The sequence below is a fragment of the Streptomyces sp. NPDC048650 genome, from assembly GCF_043199095.1.
Lineage (GTDB): Bacteria > Actinomycetota > Actinomycetes > Streptomycetales > Streptomycetaceae > Streptomyces.
The window spans coordinates 304,605-328,209 of the sequence record NZ_JBICVM010000009.1 but is presented as its reverse complement, the minus strand read 5'-3'; the positions used below and the strand labels follow the sequence as shown (position 1 = coordinate 328,209).

Here is a 23,605-nt window from a genome sequence, read left to right as displayed (position 1 = left end):
AGTCGAAGACGAGGGTGGCCGGCAGGGTCAGGCCCGTCGCGGTGGCGAGCTGATTGCGCAGGTCGACCGCGGTCAGCGAGTCGAAGCCGAGGTCCTTGAACGCCTGGCCGGAGGGTACGGCCTCGGCGTCCGCGAACCCGAGCACCGCGGCCACCTGGGCACGGACCAGGGCCAGCACGACCTCGGTGCGTTCCGCGTTCGGGCGGGTGGCGAGTTCGGCCCGCAGGCCGGTCGCGCTACCCGTCGTGCCCGGAACGGCGCCTCCCGGGTCGGCCAACGCCGCACGGGCTTCGGGTAGTTCCGCGAAGAGGGCGCTGCGCCGATTGCGGGTGAAGGCGGGCGCGAACCGGTCCCACCGTACGTCGGCGACCGTCACCGCGGGGGCGTCGGTTCCGAGGGAGCGGGCGAGCGCGGCGAGGGCCCGCGCGGGGTCCATCGCGGGCAGCCCGTTGGCCCTCAGGTGGGCGGTCAGACCGTCGGAGACGGTGTCCGCCCAGCCGCCCCAAGAAACCACCGTGGCCGGCAGTCCGCGGGTGCGCAACCGGCGTGCCAGGGCTTCGAGTTGGGCTCCTGCCGCCGCCTCGATGCCCCGGCCTCCGGCACCCCAGGACCCGGCGATCGAGGAGAAGAGGACGAACGCGTCCAGGGGGCGGTCGACGGCCGCCACCTCGGCCACGGCCGCCAGGCTCTCCACATCGGCGCGCAGCGTGGCCAAGGCAGTGGCGGCTCCGTCGGCGTCGGACGGCCCGTCGCTGAAGACCACGGCGGTCAGCGGCTCCTGCGCCGGGAGCGCGGCGAGTGCGGTCAGCAGCGCCTCGCCGTCGTTCGGTGCGCAGTCGAGCACCGTCAACGGCACGCCCAGGGCGTCGAGTTCGTCGCGCAGCCACGCCGTGTCGGATGCGGCGGGGTCGGCCAGCACCAGGTGCCGGGCGCCCTGTTCGGCGAGCCAGCGGGCGCAGTGTCCGCCGGTTCCGGACGCCGGGCCGACGATGAGGACCGTGCCGGTCGGCTGCCACGGGGTCACGGGGGTGTCGTCCGTGGCGCGCACCAGCCGTCGCCCGAAGACGCCGGAGGGTCGCAGCGCCACCTGGTCCTCGTCGCCGGTGCCGGACAGTACGGCGCGGAGCCTTTCGGCCGAGCGCCGGTCGAGCACCTGCGGTATGTCGACCAGGCCGCCCCAGCGGTCCGGGTGGTCCAGGGCCGTGACCCTGCCGATCCCCCACACCGCCGCCTGGGCGACGCCGACCTCGGTCTCCGAGCGGCCCACCGACACCGCGTCGCGGGTGACGCACCACAGCGGGGCGTCGATTCCGGCGTCCGCCAGTGCCGCCACCGCCTCGTCCGGCCATGCCGGTCCGGCGGGGAGGGCGTCCGCATACGAGGCCGCGAGCAGGGAGACCACTCCCGTGAACTCACCTTCCCGGGAGCCGAGTTCGGCGAGCAGTCCGGTGAGCGCGACACGGTCGGTCGGGTCGGCTTCGACGGTGACGGCGGACTCGCCGAGGGCCGCGAGTACGGCGGCGGTCCACTCGTCGTCGGCGCCGCCCGTCGGGACGAGCGCCAGCCACGGTCCGGCGAGGGTGCCGGGCGCGGTGCCGGTCAGCGGCTTGAAGGTGACGTGGTAGCGCCAGCCGTCGACGGTCGAGCGCTCGACGCGCTTGCGGCGCCAGGCGGACAGGGCGGGGACGAGCGCCGACAGCGCGGCGTCGTCCAGTGCGAGGCTGTCCGAGAGCGACGAGAGGTCCTCGCGCTCCACCGCGTCCCAGAACTCCGCGTCCACGGGATCCTGCGGGCCGTCCTGCAGGTGTCCTGCGGGCGCCGCGTCCGGCCAGTACCACTCCTGCTGGAAGGGGTAGGTGGGCAGGTCGACTCGGCGGGCGCCGGCACCGGCGAACCATGCGCTCCAGTCCACCCCGACGCCCGCGACGTGCAGGTGGGCCAGGGCGGTGAGCAGGGCGGTCTCCTCGGGCCGGTCCTTGCGCAGGGCCGGAACGGCGGTCGCGGTGCCGTCCAGGGTGTGCTGGGCCATCGCCGTCAGCACGCCATCGGGACCCAACTCCAGGAAGACCGAAGCGCCTTCGGCCTCGAGCGCCCGCACGCCATCGGCGAACCGCACGGTCTCCCGCACATGCCGCACCCAATAATCGGGCGAGCACACCAGCTCCGCGGCGGCCGACCGCCCCGTCACGTTCGAGACGATCGGGACCTGCGGAGCCTCGTACGACAGCCCCTCGGCCACCCGCCGGAACTCCTCCAGCATCGGCTCCATCAACGGCGAGTGGAAGGCGTGGCTCACCGACAGGCGCTGGGTTTTGCGCCCCTCGGCCGCCAGCTCTCCGGCGACCCGCAGAACAGGGGACTCCTCTCCCGCGATCACCACCGACTCCGGACCGTTGACCGCAGCGATCGAGACACCGTCCACCAGACGCGGCCTGACCTCATCCTCGGCGGCCTGGACGGCCACCATCGCGCCACCGGCCGGGAGGGCCTGCATCAGCCGCGCCCGAGCCGCCACCAGCGCACACGCGTCCGCCAGCGAGAACACCCCGGCCACCTGCGCCGCCGCGATCTCGCCGATCGAATGCCCGGCCACGAAGTCGGGCCGCACACCCAGGGACTCCACCAGCCGGAACAGCGCCACCTCGACGGCGAACAGCGCCGGCTGAGTGAACCCGGTCTCGTCCAGGCCCTCCGCATCACCGAAGATCACATCCCGCAACCCGGCATCGAAGTGCGCCAGCACCGCATCCAACGCCTCGGCGAACACCGGGAACCGGCCGTACAACTCCCGACCCATCCCCACTCGCTGCGCACCCTGACCCGAGAACAACACCGCGAGCTTTCCGTCGGCTTCCTGGGCGACGCCGCGTGCGAGTTCCCGTACGCCCTCTCCGTCAGCCGCGAGGACCGCACGGTGGGCGAACGACGCCCTGCCGGTGGCGAGGGAGTGGCCCACGTCGACCGGTGACGGGCCGCTCAGCGCCGAGACCTGCTCGATCTGTGCCGCCAGCGCGGCCTCGGACTTGCCCGACACCGGCCAGGGCACGATGCCCGGCACCGTGGTGGGCTCCGGTGCCACCGGCTCCTCGGCGTCCGGCGCCTGCTCGATGATGACGTGCGCGTTGGTGCCGCTGACGCCGAAGGCGGAGACGCCGGCCCGCCGGGCGTGCCCGGTCTCGGGCCAGGTCTGCCGCTCGGTGATGAGCGAGACCGTGCCGTCCGTCCAGTCGACGTGCGAGGACGGGGAGTCGAGGTGCAGGGTCTCGGGCAGGACGCCGTGGCGCATCGCCAGGAGCACCTTGATGGTGCCGGCGACTCCGGCGGCGGCCTGGGTGTGGCCCAGGTTCGACTTGACGGCGCCGAGCAGCAGCGGGCGCTGCCGGTCCGGTCCGTAGGCGGCGATGAGGGCGTGTGCCTCGATGGGGTCGCCGAGGGTGGTGCCGGTGCCGTGGGCCTCGACGACATCGACGTCGGCGGGGGCGAGGTCGGCGTCGGCGAGGGCCTGGCGGATGGCGCGCTGCTGGGCCCGTCCGCTGGGCGCGGTCAGTCCGTTGGACGCGCCGTCCTGGTTGACGGCGGTGCCGCGCACTATGCCCCATACGTCGTGGCCGTTGCGGCGCGCGTCGGAGAGGCGTTCCAGGAGGAGGACGCCCACGCCCTCGGACCAGCTCGTCCCGTCGGCCGCGTCGGCGAACGGCTTGCACCGTCCGTCGGGGGCCAGCCCGCCCTGGACCGTGAACTCGGTGAAGGAGTCGGGGCTGGACATGACCGAGACGCCGCCGGCCAGTGCGAGGGTGCACTCGCCGTTGCGCAGGGCGTTGGCGGCCATGTGCAGGGCGACCAGGGCGGACGAGCAGGCGGTGTCGACGGTGACGGCCGGGCCCTCCAGGCCAAAGGCGTAGGAGAGGCGGCCGGACATGACGCTGGCGGTGTTGCCGGTGGCGACATGGCCGCGTACGTCGGCGGTGCCCTGGCGCAGGAGCGTGGCGTAGTCCTGGCCGTTGGTGCCGACGAAGACGCCGGTGCGGCTGCCGCGCAGGGTGGTCGCGTCGATTCCGGCGCGCTCGAACGCCTCCCAGGAGGTCTCCAGCAGCAGCCGCTGCTGGGGGTCCATGGCCAGCGCCTCGCGGGGCGCGATGCCGAAGAAGGGGGCGTCGAAGAGGCCGACGCCGTCGAGGAATCCGCCCTCGAGGGTGGCGGAGGCGCCGCGGGCGAGGGCGTCGAGGTCCCAGCCGCGGTCCGCGGGGAACCCGCCGATCGCGTCCTCGCCACGGCTCAGCAGCTGCCAGAGGTCCTCGGGGGACCGTACGCCGCCGGGGAAGCGGCAGTTCAGGCCGACGATGGCGATGGGGTCGTCGTCCGCGGTGCGGCCGGTGAGGGCCGGGGTGCCGGTGCCGGACTCGGGCAGGGCGCCCAGGAGTTCGGCGAGCAGGAAGTCGGCGAGGGCGGTCGGGGTCGGGTGGTCGTAGACGAGGGTCGCGGGCAGCTTCAGGCCGGTGGTGGCCATGAGGATGTTCCGCAGTTCGACGGTGGTCAGCGAGTCGAACCCGAGGTCGCTGAAGGCGCGTTCGGCGCCGATGGCCGTGGTGCCGGTGTGTCCGAGGACCGCCGCCACCTGGGTGCGTACCAGATCCAGGACGAAGCGCGGGCGCGCGGCCGGGGAGAGCCCGGCGAGGCGCTGGCGCAGAGCGGGTGCCCCCAGGGCGGCTTCCGGTGTCCCGGCGGGCCGCGTGGCCCGTTGCAGTTCGGGCAGGTCGCCGATGAAGGGGCTGGGGCGCGTCACGGCGAACACGTCCGCGTATCGCTGCCAGTCGATGTCCGCGAGCGTCAGCGTCGTGGCATCGTGCTCGATCGCCTGCCGCAGGGCGGTGAGGGCGAGTGGGGGCGCCATGGGGGTGAAGCCGCCGCGGCGGACGCGGTCCTGGATGCCGGTGCCGTCGGCCGCCATTCCGGTCTCGGCCCAGGGGCCCCAGGCCAGCGAGGTCGCGGGCAGGCCGTGGGCGCGGCGGTGTTCGGCGAAGGCGTCCAGGAAGGCGTTGGCGGCGGCGTAGTTGCCCTGTCCGGGTGCGCCGAAGGTGCCGGCAACGGAGGAGAAGAGCACGAAGGCGGTCAGGTTCTGGCCGCGGGTCGCCTCGTGCAGATTGAGGGTGGCGCTGACCTTGGCCCGCAGGACGGAGGCGAACTGCTCGGGAGTGAGCGTGTCCAGGGTGCCGTCGTCGACGGTGCCGGCGGTGTGGAACACCGCGGTGAGCGGGTGCTCGTCGGGGATCGAGGCGGCCAGTACGGCGTTGAGCGCGGCACGGTCGGCCGTGTCGCACGCCGCGATGGTGACCTGTGCGCCCGCGTCCTCGATCTGCGCGGCCAGTTCACCGGCGCCGGGGGCGTCGGCGCCCCGGCGACTGACCAGCAGCAGGTGCTGGGCGCCCGCGTCGGCCAGCCATCGGGCGACGTGGCCGCCGAGGGCGCCGGTGCCGCCGGTGACGAGCACGGTGCCGGTGGGGCGGAACTCGGGGAACGCGGCCGCCTCGGGGGCCGGTGCGGCTCGGTGGTGTGCCAGGCGACGGACGAAGGTCGCGGTGGTGCGTATGGCGAGCTGGTCCTCGCCACCGCTGTCGGCGAGGACGGCGGCCAGGCGGCGCAGGGCGGTCCCGTCGAGCTCGTCGGGGAGGTCGATGAGGCCGCCCCAGCGCTCCGGGTGCTCCAGTGCGGCCACTCTGCCCAGGCCCCAGACGGCGGACTGGGTGGGCCGGGCCGGGTGTTCGGCCCGGTCCACGGCCACGGCGGTGCGCGTCACGCACCACAGCGGGGCCTCGATGCCCGCGTCGCCCAGGGCCTGGACGGCGGTCGCCGTCAGCAGCAGGCCCTCGGTCGCTGCGTCATCGGCTCCTTCACCGGCCGTCGCCAGCAGCGACAGGACACCTGCGAACTCACCGTGTTCGGCGACCAGTTCACCCAGCCGGTCGGCCAGGTCCCGGCGCTGCGGGGCGGTGACCTCGACCCGTACGGAGTCGGTGCCCAGGGCGCCGGCGACGGAGTCGAGCCAGGCCCGCTCGCCGTCGGCCGGGGCGAGCACCAGCCAGGTCCCGGTCGGGCGTCCGCCACCGGTCGTGCCGGTGAGGGGCTTCCAGGTGGCCCGGTAGCGCCAGCCGTCGACGGTGGAACGCTCCCGGCTCTTGCGCCGCCAGGAGGAGAGGGCGGGCACCACGGCGGTGAGCGTGTCGTCGTCCAGGTCCAGCGAGGAACCCAGGGACTCGAGGTCCGCGCGCTCGACGGCCGACCAGAACTCTGCGTCCGCCGCGTCGGCGGGGTGTGCGGGTGCGGCGGCTTCGCCGGCCGCCTCGGGCCAGAACCGCTCGCGCTGGAAGGGGTAGGTGGGCAGGTCCACGCGGCGGGCGCCGCTGCCCGCGAACACGGTGTCCCAGTCGACCGGTACCCCATGGAGGTGCAGCCGGGCCAGTGCCGTGGTGAGCGCGGAGGCCTCGGGCCGGTCGCGGCGCAGTGCCGGGACGGCGGTGGCCGTATGGGCATCGGCATGTTCACCGAGGCTCTCGCGCACCGTGCCGCTGAGTACGGCGTCCGGGCCGAGCTCGAAGAAGGTCGTCGCACCGTGGTCGGTGAGGAACCGTACGGCGTCCGCGAAGCGGACGGTGCCGCGGACCTGTCCGGTCCAGTACTCCGGCGCGTCGAGCTCTTCGTGCGTCAGGAGTCCGCCGGTGACGGTGGACACCAGCGGCACGGTGGGTGCGTGGCAGGTGACGGAGCCGACGACGCGGGCGAAGTCCGCCAGCATCGGGTCCATGTGCGGCGAGTGGAAGGCGTGGCTGACGCGCAGTCGCTTGGTGCGGCGGCCGAGCTTCTGGAAGTGGGCCGCCACGGCGAGGACCGCGTCCTCGTCGCCCGAGACCACCAGGGATGCCGGGGCGTTGACGGCGGCGACCGAGGCCCGTCCCTCGTACGGGGCGAGCGCGGCGGCCACCTCGTCCTCGGTGGCCTGGACGGAGGCCATGGCGCCGCCCGAGGGCAGAGCGGCCATCAGCCGGCCGCGGGCGGCGACCAGGGTGCAGGCGTCCTCCAGGGAGAGGACTCCGGCGGCGTGCGCGGCGGCGAACTCGCCGATGGAGTGGCCCGCGACGTAGTCGGGGCGCAGGCCCCAGGACTCGGCGAGCCGGAACAGCGCCACTTCGAGGGCGAAGAGGGCGGGCTGGGTGTAGCCGGTGTCGTCCAGCAGCGCGGCCTCGGGGGTGCCGGGGTCGGCGAAGAGGATCTCCCGCAGCGGGCGGTCGAGTTCGAGGTCGAAGCGGGCCAGGACGGCGTCCAGTGCCTGGGCGTAGACCGGATGGCGGTCGTAGAGCTCGCGGCCCATTCCGGGGCGCTGGCTGCCCTGGCCGGTGAAGAGGAACGCCAGCCGGCCGCCGTCCGGGCGGCCGGTGAGCAGTCCGCCGTCGGGGGTCGCGTCGCGCAGCGCGGTCAGGGCGCGGGTGAGGACGTCGGGGTCGTCGGTGACGACGGCCGCGCGGTGCTCCAGGGCGGCCCGGGAGGCGGCGAGGGAGAAGGCCAGGTCGGTGAGCGGGAGGTGGGGGTGGTCGGCAAGGTGGGTCAGGAGCCGTCCGGCCTGGGCGCGCAGGCCCGCTTCGGTGCGTCCGGACAGGACCAGGGGTACGGGGGTGGGGTCGGCCGGGCGGGCCGGTGCGGTGGCGGGGCCCGCCTCGTCGGCCTCGGACCGGTCCTCCGGGGCCTGTTCGAGGATGGTGTGGACGTTGGTGCCACTGAGTCCGAAGGAGGAGACGCCCGCGCGGCGCGGGTGTCCGGTGCTCGGCCAGACGAGCGGCTCGGTGAGCAGCTGGATGGCGCCGGAGGTCCAGTCGACGTGCGAGGAGGGCCGGTCGATGTGCAGGCTCCGCGGCACGGTGGCGTGGCGCATGGCCATGACCATCTTGATGACGCTGGCGACGCCGGACGCCATCTGGGTGTGGCCGATGTTGGACTTGACCGAGCCCAGCAGCAGCGGGTGTTCCGGGTCGCGGCTCTGGCCGTAGGTGGCCAGCAGGGCCTGCGCCTCGATGGGGTCGCCGAGGGCGGTGCCGGTGCCGTGTCCGTCGATGACGTCGATGCCGTCGGGGTCCACGTTGGCGTTGGCCAGGGCCTGGCGGATGACGCGCTGCTGGGACGGGCCGTTGGGCGCGGTCAGTCCGTTGGAGGCGCCGTCCTGGTTGACCGCGGAGCCCCGGATGACGGCCAGGACCTGGTGCCCGTTGCGGCGTGCGTCGGAGAGCCGCTCGACGAGGAGGAGGCCGACGCCCTCGGCCAGGCTCATGCCGTCGGCCTGGTCGGAGTACGCCTTGCAGCGGCCGTCGGCCGCCATCGCGCGCTGCCGGCTGAAGCCGACGAACGCGCCGGGCGTGGACATGATGCTGACGCCGCCCGCGACGGCCAGGGAGCTCTCGCCGTTGCGCAGCGACTGGCAGGCCAGGTGCAGGGCGACCAGGGACGAGGAGCAGGCGGTGTCGAGGGAGACGGCCGGGCCCTCGAAGCCGTAGGTGTAGGAGAGCCGGCCGGACAGGACGCTGGAGATGGTGCCGGTGATCAGATGTCCCTCGGCGCCCTCCGGGCTCGCGCCGGAGGCTCCGTAGTCCTGGTAGCTGGCGCCGATGAACGTGCCGGTGCTGCTGCCGCGCAGGGTGGCGGGGTCGATCCCGGCGCGCTCCATCGCCTCCCAGGAGGTCTCCAGCAGCAGCCGCTGCTGGGGGTCCATGGCCAGGGCCTCGCGGGGCGAGATGCCGAAGAAGGAGGCGTCGAAGTCGGCGGCGTCGTGGAGGAAACCGCCCCGGGTCGAGTAGGTGTGTCCGGTCCGGTTGGGGTCGGGGTCGTAGAGCCCCTCGGCGTCCCAGCCGCGGTCGGTGGGGAACTCGCCGGTGGCGTCGCCGCCCTCGGCGACCAGGCGCCACAGGTCCTCCGGCGAGCCGACGCCACCGGGGTAGCGGCAGCTCATGCCGATGATGGCGATGGGCTCGTCGTCGGCGACGGCGGTGTTCGTGGTGGTGACGGTGGTGCCGGTGTTGGACCCGACGACGGACTCGCGCAGGAAGGCGACGAGTGCGAGCGGGTTGGGGTAGTCGAAGACCATGGTGCTCGGCAGGGCGAGCCCGGTCACGGTGGCGATCCGGTTGCGCAGGTCGACGGCGGTCAGCGAGTCGAAGCCGACGTCGCGGAAGGCGCGTTGTTCGGAGAGCACATCGGGTGAGGCGTGACCGAGTGCGGTGGCCGCCTCGGTGCGGACCAGGTCCAGCAGCAGGCGGTCCTGCTCGGCAGCGGCCAACCCGAGGAGCCGGGTGGCGAACTCGCTTCCGGAGTCCGCGACGTTGGTGGTGTTCTCGTCGAGCCGCTGGACTTCGGGCAGGTCCTCGAAGAGCGGCGTGGGCCGGGCGGCGGTGAAGACGGGGTAGTAGCGCTCCCAGTCCACGTCCGCGACGGCCAGGACCGTCTCGTCGTCGTCGAGGGCCTTCCGCAGGCCGGTGAGGGCCAGCTGGGGGTCCATGAAGACCAGTCCGCTGCGGCGGATCTGGCCGGGGTCGACGCGGCCGAGCTTGAGGTCGTCGGCCCAGATGCCCCAGGAGACGGCGGTGGCGTGGGCGCCGCGGGCGCGGCGGTGTTCGGCCAGGGCGTTCAGATAGGCGTTGCCGGCGACGTAGGCGGCGTGGGCGCCGCTGCCCCACATTCCGGCGGTGGAGGAGTACAGGACGAAGGCGTCGAGGTCGTCGCCGAGGAGTTCGTCCAGGTGCCGGGCGCCGGTGACCTTGGCGTCCATGACCTTCGCGAAGTCGTCGGGAGTCGTCTCGTCCAGCGTCGCGAGCTCGATGGTGACGGCGGTGTGGACGACGGTACGTACGGTACGGCCCTCGGCCGCGAGGTCGGCGAGCATCCGGGCGACCGCGTCGCGGTCGGTCAGGTCGCAGGCGACGGCGCCGGCCTCGCAGCCGGACTCGGCCAGTTCCTGGACGAGTTCGTCGGCGCCGGGCGCTGCCGGGCCGCGGCGGCTGGTCAGCACGATGTGCTCGGCGCCCTGCTGGGCGAGCCAGCGGGCCAGGTGCGGGGCGAGGGTGCCGGTGCCGCCGGTGACGAGGGTGGTGCCCCTCGGCGTCCAGGGGTGTGCCGGGGCCGGGGTGGCACCGGCGGCGCGGACGACGCGGCGGGCGAGGACACCCGAGGCGCGCAGGGCGAGTTGGTCCTCGCCACTGCGGCCGGTCAGGACGGCGGCGAGCCGCTCTCCGGCCCGCTGGTCGAGCCGCTCGGGCAGATCGACCAGGCCGCCCCAGCGCTGCGGGTGTTCGAGCGCCGCGGTCCAGCCGAGGCCGAGGATCTGGGCCTGGTCGGGGTGGGTCAGCCGATCCGCGCGGCCGGTGGAGACGGCTCCCTGGGTCAGGCACCACAGGGGTGCGTCGACTCCGGCGTCGCCGAGTGCCTGGACGAGCGCGAGGGTCAGGGCGAGCCCGCGGGTGAGCGCCGGATGCGTGGCGCTCGTCCCCTCGGCCGCGGCCAGCAGGGACACCACGCCCGCGAGGTCCGCCGCGTCGCCGAGGTCGGTCAGGTGCGCGGCCAGGGTCGCGCGGTCGGCGCAGGCGTCGTCCAGGACGAGGGTGCGCGGGTGGGCGCCGTGGGCGGCGAGGACACCGGTGAGGGCGTCGGTGTCGGCCCCCTCGGGGGCGACGACGAGCCAGGTGCCCGTCAGGGCCGCCGTGGGCAGACCGGTCAGCGGCTTCCACGTGGCGTGGTAACGCCAGGAGTCCACCGTGGACAGGTCGCGGCGGCGCTTGCGCCAGTGCGAGAGGGCCGGGAGGACCGGGGCCAGGGAGGTGCGGTCCAGGCGCAGGCTGGAGGCGAGCGCTTCGACGTCCTCCTCCTCGACCGCCGTCCAGAACTCCGCGTCCGCGGGGTCCGCTGCGGGCCGGTCCTGGGACCGGTCCGGGATCGCCCACAGGTGCTCGCGCTGGAAGGCGTACGTGGGCAGCGGCACGCGGCGGGCGCCGGTGTCGGCGAGGACACCGGCCCAGTCGGCGCTCGCACCCCGTACGAAGGCCTCGGCGAGGGACGTCAGGAAGCGGTCGGTACCACCCGCGTCGCGCCGGAGCGTGCCGAGCACCACGGCCGCGCCGCCGGCTTCCTCGGCGGTCGCCTGGATACCCATGGCGAGTACCGGGTGGGAGCTGACCTCGATGAAGAAGTGGTGGCCCTGGGCCAGGAGTTCGCCGATGGCGGGCCGGAAGCGGACGGTCTGCCGCAGGTTGGTGTACCAGTAGTCGGCGTCCATGACGGTCGTGTCCAGCCAGTCGCCGGTCACCGTCGAGAAGAAGGGCACCTGCGCGACGCGCGGGCGCACCGGTGCGAGGACGCTGTGCAGTTCGTCCCGCACCCTCTCGACCTGCGCGGAGTGCGAGGCGTAGTCCACGGCGATGCGCTTGGCGCGGATGTCCTCGCCGACCAGCTCGGCCTGCAGGGCGTCCAGCGGCGCGACGGCACCGGAGACGACGACGGACCGGGGGCCGTTGACGGCGGCGATCGACAGGTCGTGGTACCCGGCGGTCCCGGCGAGGCGCTGTTCGACGTCGGCGACGGGCAGCGGAACCGACAGCATGCCGCCGGATCCGGCCAGCCCGCGGGCGATGGCCTGGCTGCGCAGCGCGACGACGCGGGCCGCGTCCTCCAGGGAGAGCGCTCCGGCGACGGCGGCCGCGGCGATCTCACCCTGGGAGTGGCCGACCACGGCGTCGGGGGTGATGCCGTGGGAGGACCACAGCGCGGCCAGCGACACCATGACGGCGAAGGAGGCGGGCTGGACGACGTCGACGCGGTCCAGGGTCGGCGCGCCTTCCGTCTGTCGCAGCACGTCGAGCAGGGACCAGTCGACGAACTCCGAGAGGGCGGTGGCGCATTCGGTCAGGCGCTCGGCGAAGACCGGGGACTCCTCGAGGAGCCGCGCTCCCATGCCGACCCACTGGGAGCCCTGGCCGGGGAAGACGAAGACGGTCTTGCCGTCGGTGTCGGCCGTGCCCTGGACGACGCCGGGGGCGGAGCCGCCGGTGGCGAGGGCGTTCAGGGCTGTCCGGCGGGTCCGGTCGTCGGTGCCGACGACGACGGCGCGGTGGTCGAAGAGGGTGCGCGAGGCCACCAGGCTGTGGGCGACGTCCAGCGCACCGGGTGCCTGCTCGCCGTCGAGGTGGGCGGCGAGGTGGGCCGCCTGGGCGCGCAGCGCACCCGGGGTCCGGGCGGACAGCACCCAGGGGAGGGCGTCACCGGCCGGGGGCGCCGACGGCGCGGGGGTCGCCTCGTTCGGGCGGGGGGCCTCTTCGAGGATGGTATGGGCGTTGGTCCCGCTGATGCCGAAGGAGGAGACCGCGCAGCGGCGCGGGTGCTCGCCCTCGGGCCAGTGGGCGGGTCGGTTCAGCAGGGCGAGGGTGCCGGGCGTCCAGTCGATGTGGCTGGAGGGGGTGTCCGCGTGCAGGGTGCGCGGCAGCTCTCCCTGGCGCAGGGCCAGCACCATCTTGATGACGCCGGCGACGCCGGCCGCCGACTGGGTGTGGCCGATGTTGGACTTCACGGAGCCCAGCAGCAGCGGGTTGTCCGGCGCGCGGTCCTGGCCGTAGGCGGCGAGCAGGGCCTGGGCCTCGATGGGGTCGCCGAGGGCGGTGCCGGTGCCGTGGGCCTCGACGGCGTCGATGTCCGCCGGGGCGAGCCCCGAGTTGGCCAGGGCCTGGCGGATGACGCGCTGCTGGGAGGGGCCGTTGGGGGCGGACAGGCCGTTGGAGGCGCCGTCCTGGTTGATGGCGGAACCGCGGACGACGGCGAGGATCTCGTGGCCGTTGCGCTGGGCGTCCGAGAGGCGCTCCAGGACGAGGATGCCGACGCCTTCGGCGAGGGTCATGCCGTCGGCGCCGTCGGAGAACGCCTTGCAGCGGCCGTCGCCGGCCAGGGCCCGCTGCCGGCTGAAGGCGACGAACGGGTTGGGGTTGGTCATCACGGTCGCGCCGCCGGCGAGCGCGAGGGAGCTCTCGCCGTTGCGCAGCGACTGGCAGGCCAGGTGCAGGGCGACCAGGGACGAGGAGCAGGCGGTGTCGACGGTGACCGCCGGTCCTTCGAGGCCGAAGAGGTAGGCCAGGCGGCCGGAGAGCACGCTGGGGCTGGTGCCGGTCACCAGGTGGCCGGCGGAGCCGTCCTCGACGCCGAACCCGTACTCCTGGTAGGTGGAGCCGATGAAGGTGCCGGTCGGGGTGGCGTGGACGGTGGTGGGGTCGATACCGGCGTACTCGAACGCCTCCCAGGTGGTCTCCAGCAGCAGTCGCTGCTGGGGGTCCATCGACAGTGCCTCGCGTGGCGAGATGCCGAAGAAGGAGGCGTCGAACTCGCCCGCGTCGTGCAGGAATCCGCCCTGGCTGGAGTACGTCGTGCCGGGGTTGTCCGGGTCGGGGTGGTGGAGGCCGGTGTCCCAGCCGCGGTTGACGGGGAAGTCGGTGATCGCGTCGACGCCTTGGGAGACCAGCTCCCAGAACTGCTGCGGGGAGCGGACGCCGCCGGGGAAGCGGCAGCTCATGCCGACGATGGCGATGGGCTCGTCGAAGCGGCCCGATGATGCCGCCGCGGCCGCGGGAGCGGCCGGGTCGCCGCCGGTGCCCAGAAGTTCCTCGCGCAGGTGGCGGGCGAGGGTGGCGGGAGTCGGGTAGTCGAAGACGAGGGTGGCGGGCAGGGCCAGGCCGGTGAGGGCGGCCAGCCGCTTGCGCAGCTCCACGGCGGTCAGCGAGTCGAAGCCGGCGTCACGGAAGGCGCGCCGCTCCGAGATGGCGTCCGCGGAGTCGTGGCCGAGGGCGATGGCCGCCTCGGCCCGCACCAGGTCGGCCAGCAGCCGCTGCTGCTCGTCCTCGTCCAGGCCCCGCAGGCGCGCGGCGAATTCGGGCGCGGCGCTCACGCCCTCGGCGCGTACGAGGGCCTGGACCTCGGCCAGTTCGTCGAAGAGGGCGCTGCGGCGGGTGGAGGTGAAGACGGGGTGGTAGCGCTCCCAGTCGATGTCGGCGACCGTGACGGTGACGTCCTTGTGGACGACGGCGCGCCGCAGTTCGGCGAGGGCGGTCGCGGGCGTCAGGAAGCGCAGCCCGCGCTTGTGCAGTTCGTCGGTGACGGCCTCGTGGGTGGCCATGCCGGCCTCGGCCCAGGGGCCCCAGGCGACGGAGGTGGCGGGCAGGCCGCGGGCCGCGCGGTGCTCGGCGAGGGCGTCGAGGTAGGCGTTGGCGGCGCCGTAGGCGCTCTGTCCCGCACTGCCCCACACTCCGGCGATCGAGGAGACCAGCATGAAGAAGTCCAGGTCGTGGCCGTCCAGGAGGCTGTCGAGATGGGCCGCGCCGAGCAGCTTGGCGGCCATCGCCTGTGCGGCGTCCGCCAGCGGGGTGTCGGCGAGCGCGGTCGCCTGGCCGACACCGGCCGCGTGCACGACGCCGGTCAGCGGGTGCTCGTCCGGTACGGAGTCCAGCAGCGCGGCGAGTGCGGCGCGGTCGGCGGTGTCGCAGGCTGCGAGGGTGACGCGGGCGCCCAACTCCTCAATTTCTGCGGCCAGTTCACTGGCGCCGGGGGCGTCGGGGCCGCGGCGGCTGGTGAGCAGGAGGTGGTCGGCGCCGCTGCGGGCGAGCCAGCGCGCGACCTCGGCGCCGAGCGCTCCGGTGCCGCCGGTGACGAGCACGGTGCCGCGCGCGGTGAACGCGTCGGCCGGGGGCAGTTCGGCCTGCGGGTGGCGGACCAGGCGCCGGCCGAGAGCCGCGGTGGCGCGGATGGCGATCTGGTCCTCGCCGTCCTGTGCCGCGAGGGCGCTGACGAGGTGTTGGGTGGTGGGCGCGTCGAGGGCGGGCGGCAGGTCGATCAGGCCGCGCCACAGCTGCGGGTGCTCCAGGGCGGCGACCCGGCCCAGGCCCCAGACCGCCGCCTGGAGCGGGTTGGTGAGCGGATCGCCGGAGCCGGTGGTGACGGCGCCGCGGGTCAGGGTCCACAGCGGTGCGGCGAGGTCGGTGTCGGCGAGCGCCTGGGTCAGGACGAGGCTCAGCGCGAGCCCGGTGGGCGGCTGGGCGCCGGCCTCGGTCCCGGGCCGGTCGGCCAACGGGAGCAGGGACAGCACGCCGGTCAGGGGCCGGTCCTGATCGCGTACGGCGGCGAGCCGGTCGGCGAGGTGGGCGCGGTCGAGGCAGGCGGCGTCCAGGACGAGGGGCTCGAACTGGGCGCCGTGGCCGCGCAGTGCGTCAAGGATCTCGGCGCTGTCGATGCCGTCGGCGGTGACGAGCAGCCAGGTGCCTTCGAGTACGGGCGCGGCGCTCGCCTTCACGGGCCGCCAGGCGACGCGGTAGCGGGTGGAGTCCAGCAGCGCCTTCTCCTGCCGGTGCTGTCGCCAGGACGACAGTGCGGGCAGCAGCGCGTACAGGGAGGCGTGCTGTTCGTCGCGCAGCCCCAGGAGCGCGGCAAGCTCCGCGGCGTCGCCGCGTTCGACGGCGCCCCACAGCTCGGCGTCCGCGGGGTCGGCGGCGGCCTGCGCGAGACCGGCCGAGGCCGGCTCGGGCCAGTAGCGCTCGTGCTGGAAGGCGTAGGTGGGCAGGTCGACCGTGCGTGCCCCGGTGCCGGCGAGGTATGCGGGCCAGTCGACGGCCGTGCCGCGTACGTGCAGGCGGGCCAGGGCGGTGGCCGCGCAGCGTTCCTCGCCGCGCCCGGCGCGCAGCAGCGCGACGAAGTCCGCGTCCGTGTCCTCGCCCAGGGTGTCCTGGGCGGGGGCCGACAGCGCGCTGTCGGGGCCGAGTTCGAGGAAGGTGCCGGCGCCGCACGCTTGCGCGGCACGCACGGTGTCGGCGAAGCGGACGGTGCCGCGCGCGTGCGCGACCCAGTATTCCGGGGAGCGCAGTTCGTCGTCGGTGGCGGGCCGTCCGGTGAGGCCGGAGATGACGGTCTTCTCCGGCGCGCCGTAGGTGAGCTGTGCGGCGACCTCGCGCAGGGCGTCGAGGGCGGGCTCCATGAGCGGCGAATGGAAGGCGTGGCTGACCTTCAGGCGCTTGGTCTTGCGGCCCTGTGCGGCGAAGTGGGCGGCGATCTCCTCGGCCGCGGCCAGGTCTCCGGCGACGACGACGGCGCGGGGGCCGTTGACGGCGGCGAGGGACACCTCGTGCTCGCGCCCGGCGAGCAGCGGTGCGGCCTCGTCCTCGGTGGCCTCCAGGGAGATCATGGCGCCGCCGGCGGGCAGTGCCTGCATCAGCCGGCCCCGCGCGGTGACCAGGCGGGCCGCGTCGGGGAGCGAGAGGACGCCCGCGACGTGCGCGGCGGCGATCTCTCCGACCGAGTGGCCCAGCAGGACGTCGGGGCGTATCCCCCAGGTGCACAGCAGCCGGTGGAGCGCGACCTCGATGGCGAACAAGGCGGGCTGGGTCCACTCGGTGCGCTCCAGCAGCGCCGCCTCGGGACTGTCCTCCGGGGCGAACAGGATGTCCTTGAGGGGACGGTCCAGGTGCGGGTCGAGGGCCGCGGTCACCTCGTCGAGTGCCTGGGCGAACGCGGGGAAGCGGGCGGCGAGTTCACGGCCCGCGCCGGGGCGCTGGCTGCCCTGGCCGGCAAACAGCACGGCCAGCTTCCTGGTCCCGCCGATCTCGCCCTCGGTGAGCGCGGCGGCGGGGCGGTCGGCGGCCAGGTGGGCCAGCGCGGCCAGCAGTTCGTCGCGGTCACCGGTGACGACGGCGCGCTGGTCGAAGGCCGAGCGGGTGGTGGCGAGGGAGAGCGCCACGTCGGCCGGGTCGAGGGCGGGGCGCTCGTCGAGGAAGGACCGCAGGCGGGCGGCCTGGTCCCGCAGCGCCGCCCGGCTCCTGCCCGACAGCGTCCAGGGCACGACGGCCGGGGTGAGCGCCGGCTGTTCGCGCGGGTCGGGAGCGGCCGTCGGCTCCTCGACGATGAGGTGCGCGTTCGTACCGCTGAAACCGAAGGAGGAGACGGCGGCGCGGCGCGGCCGGTCGGACTGCGGCCAGGGCGTCTCCTCGGTGAGCAGGCGCACCGCTCCGGAGTCCCACTCCACGTGCGAGGACGGCTCGTCGGCGTGCAGGGTGCGGGGCAGCGTGCCGTGGCGCATGGCCATGACCATCTTGATGACGCCGGCGACACCGGCCGCGGCCTGGGTGTGGCCGATGTTGGACTTCACGGAACCGAGCAGCAGCGGGCTCTGCGCGTCGCGGTCCTGGCCGTAGGCGGCGAGCAGGGCCTGGGCCTCGATGGGGTCACCGAGGGTGGTGCCGGTGCCGTGGCCCTCCACCGCGTCGACGTCCGTGGCGGACAGACCGGCGGCGGCCAGCGCCTGCCGGATCACCCGTTGCTGGGAGGGGCCGTTGGGGGCGGTGAGGCCGTTGGAGGCGCCGTCCTGGTTGACGGCGGAGCCGCGTACGACGGCCAGGACCCGGTGCCCGTTGCGGCGGGCATCGGAGAGCCGTTCCAGGACGAGCACGCCCACGCCCTCGGCCCAGCCGACGCCGTCGGCGCCGTCGGAGAACGCCTTGCAGCGACCGTCCTGGGAGAGTCCGCGCTGGCGGGAGAACTCGATGAGGGCGCCCGGCGTCGACATGACCGTGACGCCGCCGGCCAGCGCGAGCGAGCACTCCCCCGCGCGCAGTGCCTGCATCGCCCAGTGCATGGCGACGAGCGAGGACGAGCACGCGGTGTCGACGGTGACGGCGGGGCCTTCGAGCCCGAGAGTGTAGGAGATGCGTCCGGAGGCGACGCTCGGGGCGGTGCCGCTGCCCTGGTGGCCCTCGAACTGCCCGCCGGAGAGAGCCGTGGCGTAGTCGTTGTACATCACGCCCGCGAAGACGCCGGTCTGGCTGCCGCGCAGGGACACCGGGTCGATGCCCGCCCGCTCGATGGCCTCCCAGGACGCTTCGAGGAGCAGCCGCTGCTGGGAGTCGGTGGCCAGGGCCTCGCGGGGGCTCATGCCGAAGAAGGCGGGGTCGAAGTCGGCGGCGGTGTGCAGGAAGCCGCCGAAGCGGGAGTAGGAGGTGCCGGTGCGGTCCGGGTCCGGGTCGTAGAGCGCGTCCAGGTCCCAGCCCCGGTCGGTGGGCAGGCCCGAGATGGCGTCGGTGCCCTCGCTGACCAGCCGCCACAGGTCCTCGGGCGAGGCGACGCCGCCCGGGTAGCGGCAGCCCATGCCGACGATGACGATGGGGTCGTCGCTGGTGGCGGTGCCGGCGGCCGGGGGGGCACCGGCCGCGGCGGCGGCCTCGGAGCCCATGAGTCCGGCGAGGAGGTGTGCGGCGAGAGCGTCCACGGTCGGGTAGTCGAAGATGACCGTCGCGGCGGTGCGCAGGCCGGTGGCCGCGCTGAGCCGGTTGCGCAGTTCGACGGCGGTCAGCGAGTCGAAGCCCAGCTCCCGCAGCGGGCGCCGCGCGTCGATGTCCGCGGTGCTGGAGTGCCCGAGTACGGCGGCCACTTGGCCGGCCACGAGGTCGAGCACGACCTCGCGGCGATCGGTCTCCGCCAGCGGCGACAGCTTCTGTACGAGGGTGACGGCGGCCTCCGAGCCCGAGACCACCGCGCGGCGGGCCGGGGTGCGGATCAGGCCACTCCACAGCGGCGGTATCTCGCCCTGGACGCGCAGGACGGACAGGTCGAACCGGGTCGGCAGCAGGACGGCGGCGTCCGTGGCGGTGGCCGCGTCGAAGAGGGCGATGCCCTGTTCCTCGGTGAGCGCGGGCGTGCCCATACGGGCCAGGCGGTCGAGGTCCTCGTCCGTCAGGCCGCCGGTCATTCCGGCGGTGGGCGCCCACGGGCCCCAGGCCAGGGACTGCCCCGGCAGCCCCTGGAAGCGCCGCAGTTGGGCGAGCGCGTCGAGGAAGGCGTTGGCGGCGGCGTAGTTGCCCTGTCCCGCCGCGCCCACGGTGCCGGAGAGGGAGGAGAAGACGACGAAGGCGGCCAGGTCCAGGTCCCGGGTGGCCTCGTGGAGGTGCCAGACGGCGTCGGCCTTGGGTCGCAGGACGGCGCTGATCCGCTCGGGGGTGAGCGACTCGATCACGCCGTCGTCGAGGACGCCGGCGCAGTGCACGACGGCGGTGACGGGATGCTCGGCGGGCACCCCGGCCAGCAGCCGCTGTACGGCGGCCCGGTCGGCCAGGTCGCAGGCCGTGAGGGCCACCTGCGCGCCGTGTCCGACCAGTTCGGCCACGAGTTCCCCGGCGCCGTCGGCGTCGGCGCCGCGGCGGCCGGCGAGCAGCAGGTGCCGTACGCCGCGCTCGGCGACCAGGTGCCGGGCCAGTGTGCGGCCCAGGCCACCGGTGGCCCCGGTGAGGACCACGGTGCCCTCGGGGTCCCACTCCGCTCCGGTCGGCGACGCCTGGGCGCGGGCGAGCCGCGCGGCGAGCACGGCGGCGCCACGGACGGCGATCTGCGGCTCGTCGAGGGCCAGGGCCCGCGTGAGCGGCTCCGCGGCGGACTCGGCGGTGTCGGGGTCGAGGTCCAACAGTCCGAAGCGGCCGGGGTGTTCGCTCTGGGCGGCCCGCACCAGGCCCCAGACGGCGGCGGCCACCGGGTCCGGCGCCTGCAGGCCGTCGGTGGCGACCGCGCCACGGGTGACGAAGACCAGCCGGGACGCGGCGCAGCGCTCGTCCGCCAGCCAGGTACGCAGGCGCTCCAGGACGTGGGCGGTGCGGGCGTGCACGGAGGTGACGACCTCGTCGTCGGCGGAACCGGCGACGGGAGCGAGGACCATCTCGGGGACCTGGGCGGCGGCGTCCGCGCCGGACAGCGCGGTGACCGTGAGGTCCGGCGACGAGAGGGCCCGCTCCAGGCCGAAGAGGTCCGGGCCGAGGACGGCGACTTGGGCGGGCGCCTCCTGTGCGGCCTGGCGCGGTTCGGTCCAGCGCAGCTCGAACAGGGCGTCACGGGCAAGGGAGTTGGTGGGGTTCAGCTGCTCGTCGGGCATGGTGCGCAGGACCAGCGAGCCGATGGAGGCGACGGGGGCGCCAGTGGTGTCGGCAACGGCGATCGCCACCGCGTCGTCGTCGGCCGGGGTCAGCTTCACGCGGACCGTGCTCGCCCCGCTCGCGTGCAGGGTCACGTCCTGCCACGCGAAGGGCAGGCCGCCGCGGGCGTGCTCGCCCAGGTCGAGGAAGGCGGCGGCGTGCAGTGCGGCGTCCAGAAGGGCCGGGTGGATCCCGAACGAGGTGGCCGAAGCGGCGTCGGCGCCGCCCGTCTCCGGCAGCGTCACCTCGGCGTAGACGTCGTCGCCGCTGCGCCAGGCGGCGCGCAGGCCCTGGAACAGGGGGCCGTATCCGAAGCCGGTGTCGGCCATGCGGTCGTAGAAGCCGTCGAGGTCCAGCCGGCGCGCGTCGGCAGGTGGCCAGACGGTGGCGTCGAAGCCGACGCGGTGCTCGTCGGCGACGAGGGTGCCGACGGCGTGCTGGGTCCAGGGGAGTTCCTCCGGCCCGTCGGGGCGGGAGTGGACGCTCACGGCGCGACGGCCCGACTCGTCCGGGCTGCCCACCCACACCTGCACCTGGACGCCGCCCTCCTCGGGCAGCACCAGCGGGGCGGCCAGGGTGAGTTCCTCCACCCGGCCGCAGCCGGCCTCGTCCCCGGCGCGCACGGCCAGCTCCAGGAAGGCGGTGCCCGGCAGCAGCACGGTGCCGCGCACGGCGTGGTCGGCGAGCCAGGGGTGGGTGCGCTGCGACAGCCGGCCGGTCAACAGCAAGCCGTCGGAATTGGCGACCGACACGGCAGCGGTCAGCAGCGGGTGGTGCGCCGCGCCCAGGCCGGCGGCGCGCACGTCACCGCCGGTCGCGGGCACGCTCTTGGGCCAGTAGCGGCGGCGCTGGAAGGCGTAGGTGGGCAGGTCGGCGCGTCGTGCACCGGTGCCCTGGAAGTAGGGCTCCCACTGGACGGCCACACCGCGGGTGTGCAGACCCGCCAGCGCGGCGGTGAGGGTATCGGCCTCGGGGCGGCCCGGCCGCAGCACAGCGAGCGTCGCGGAAACACCGTCAGCGGCGCCGACGGCGTCGGCACCGTCGGCGGTGCCGGCCGCGTCCAGGCAGGTCTGGGCCATGGCGGACAGGACGCCGTCGGGGCCCAGCTCCAGGAAGGTGGCGGCGCCGTGGCCGTCGAGCCAGGCGAGGGCGTCGGCGAACCGTACGGCGTGCCGGGCGTGGTCCACCCAGTAGTCGGGGGAGGTCAGCTGCTCCACCGTGGCGAGGGTGCCGGTCAGGCCGGAGACCACCGGGAGCACGGGCGCCTGCGGTGTGAGCCGGGAGGCGACCGTACGGAACTCCTCCAGCATGGGCTCCATGAGCGGGGAGTGGAACGCGTGCGAGACACGCAGCCGCTTGGTCCTGCGCCCCAGTGCGGCGAAGTGCTCGGCGGTGACGGTGACCTCGTCGGCCCGGCCGGCGACCACGACGGCGGCGGGGCCGTTGACCGCGGCGATCGAGAGGCGGTCCTGCCGGTCCTCCAGCAGGGGCCGCACCTCCTCCTCGGTCGCTTCGAGGGAGACCATGGCGCCGCCTTCGGGCAGCGCCTGCATGAGGCGGCCACGGGCGCACACCAGGGCCGCGGCGTCGGCCATGGAGAAGACACCGGCCACGTGTGCCGCGGCGATCTCGCCGATGGAGTGCCCGGCGAGGAAGTCCGGCTTGATGCCGAAGGACTCGGCGAGCCGGTACAGCGCGACCTCGATCGCGAACAGCGCGGGCTGGGCGTAGCCGGTCTCGTTGAGCAGGGCGGCCTCGGGCGTGCCCTCGGCGGCGAACAGCACGTCTTTCAGGGGCCGTTCGAGACCCTGGTCGAGGTGGGTGAGGACCTCGTCGAGGGCGGTGGCGAAGACGGGGAAGCGGGCGGCCAGTTCACGCCCCATGCCCGGCCGCTGGGAACCCTGTCCGGCGAAGAGGAAGGCGAGCTTGGACCGCGTCCTGGCGGTGTCCTGCACCAGGCCCGGGGCCGGCGCGCCGTCGGCGAGCGCGGTAAGGGCGGCGCGGGCCCGGTCCAGGTCGGCCGCGGTGAACGCGGCGCGGTGCTCCAGGCCGGAGCGTGCCGTGGCCAGGGAGTGGGCCACGTCCACGGGCGCGAGATGGGGGTGGGACGCGAGGTGGTCGAGCAGCCGCGCCGCCTGGGCGCGCAACGCCTCGCGGGTGCGCCCTGAGACGAGCCACGGGACGGCGCCCGCCGCCGCGGCCTTCGAGGCCGGCCGCTCCGTGCCCTCCTGGCCGGCCTCGGGTGCCGGGGCGGCCGGGGCTTCCTCCAGGATCGTGTGCGCGTTGGTGCCGCTGAGCCCGAACGAGGAGACGCCGGCCCGGCGCGGCCGTTCGCCCTGGGGCCAGGGGGCCTGCTCGGTGAGCAGGCGTACGGCCCCCTGCGTCCAGTCGACGTGCGAGGACGGCGCATCCACATGGAGGGTGCGCGGGAGCAGACCGTGCCGCATGGCCAGCACCATCTTGATGACGCCGGCCATGCCGGCCGCCGCCTGGGTGTGGCCGAGGTTGGATTTGACGGAGCCCAGCAGCAGCGGGCGGTCGGCGTCGCGGCCCTGCCCGTAGGTCGCCAGCAGCGCCTGGGCCTCGACCGGGTCGCCCAGGGTGGTGCCGGTGCCGTGCGCCTCGACGGCGTCGATCTCGTCGGCCGAGAGCCGCGCGCTGACCAGCGCCTGCTCGATGACCCGCTGCTGTGAGGGGCCGTTGGGCGCGGTCAGCCCGTTGGAGGCGCCGTCCTGGTTGACGGCGGAGCCCCGGATGACGGCGAGGATCTCGTGGCCGTTGCGGCGGGCCTCCGAGAGGCGTTCCAGGACCAGGACGCCCACGCCCTCGGCCCAGCCGGTGCCGTCGGCGGAATCGGCGAAGGAGCGGCAGCGCCCGTCGGCGGAGAGCCCGCCCTGGCGGCTGAACTCCACGAAGGTGGTGGGGCTGGACATCACGGTGACGCCGGCGGCCAGCGCCAGGGAGCACTCGCCCTGGCGCAGGGAGTGCGCGGCCAGGTGCAGGGACACGAGGGAGGACGAGCAGGCGGTGTCCACGGTGACCGCCGGACCCACGGCCCCGAAGAAGTACGCGAGCCGGCCCGAGAGGACGCTGGTGGCGGCGCCGGTCAGGCCGAAGCCCTGCACGTCGTCGTCCGGGCCCACCCGGTATTCCTGGGGCATCGCTCCGACGAACATGCCCGTCCTGGAGCCCCGGACCGCCGCCGGGTCGATGCCGGCCCGCTCGAAGGCTTCCCAGGAGGACTCCAGCAGCAGTCGCTGCTGCGGGTCCATGGCGAGCGCCTCACGGGGCGAGATCCCGAAGAAGGAGGCGTCGAACTCGGCCGCGTCGTGCAGGAATCCGCCGGAGAACTCCCCCGCGTCGTCCGCCGACAGCTCCCAGCCACGGTCGGCGGGGGATGCCGTGATGCCGTCCCCGTCGGCGACGAGCAGGGACCAGAGCTCCTCGGGGCTGCTCACGCCTCCCGGGAAGCGGCAGCTCATGCCCACGATCGCGATCGGCTCGCGGGCAGTCGCCTCCAGCTCGCCCACCCGCTGCCGCGAGCGCCGCAGATCGGCGCTGGCCCGCTTCAGGTAGTCGCGGAGCTTCTGTTCCTGGTCCAT

The 23,605-nt window shown here is 74.7% G+C and carries 1 protein-coding gene (running past one end of the window); it reads right to left on the bottom strand.

Annotated features, from left to right (window positions below; all coding sequences use genetic code 11):
- Window positions 1-23,605: the 5' portion of a type I polyketide synthase gene (locus ACGFML_RS25975; RefSeq protein WP_393547525.1), read on the bottom strand. It extends 4,943 nt beyond the left edge of the window; only the first 23,605 of its 28,548 coding nucleotides appear in the window; its start codon is at window positions 23,603-23,605; its stop codon lies off the left edge, out of view.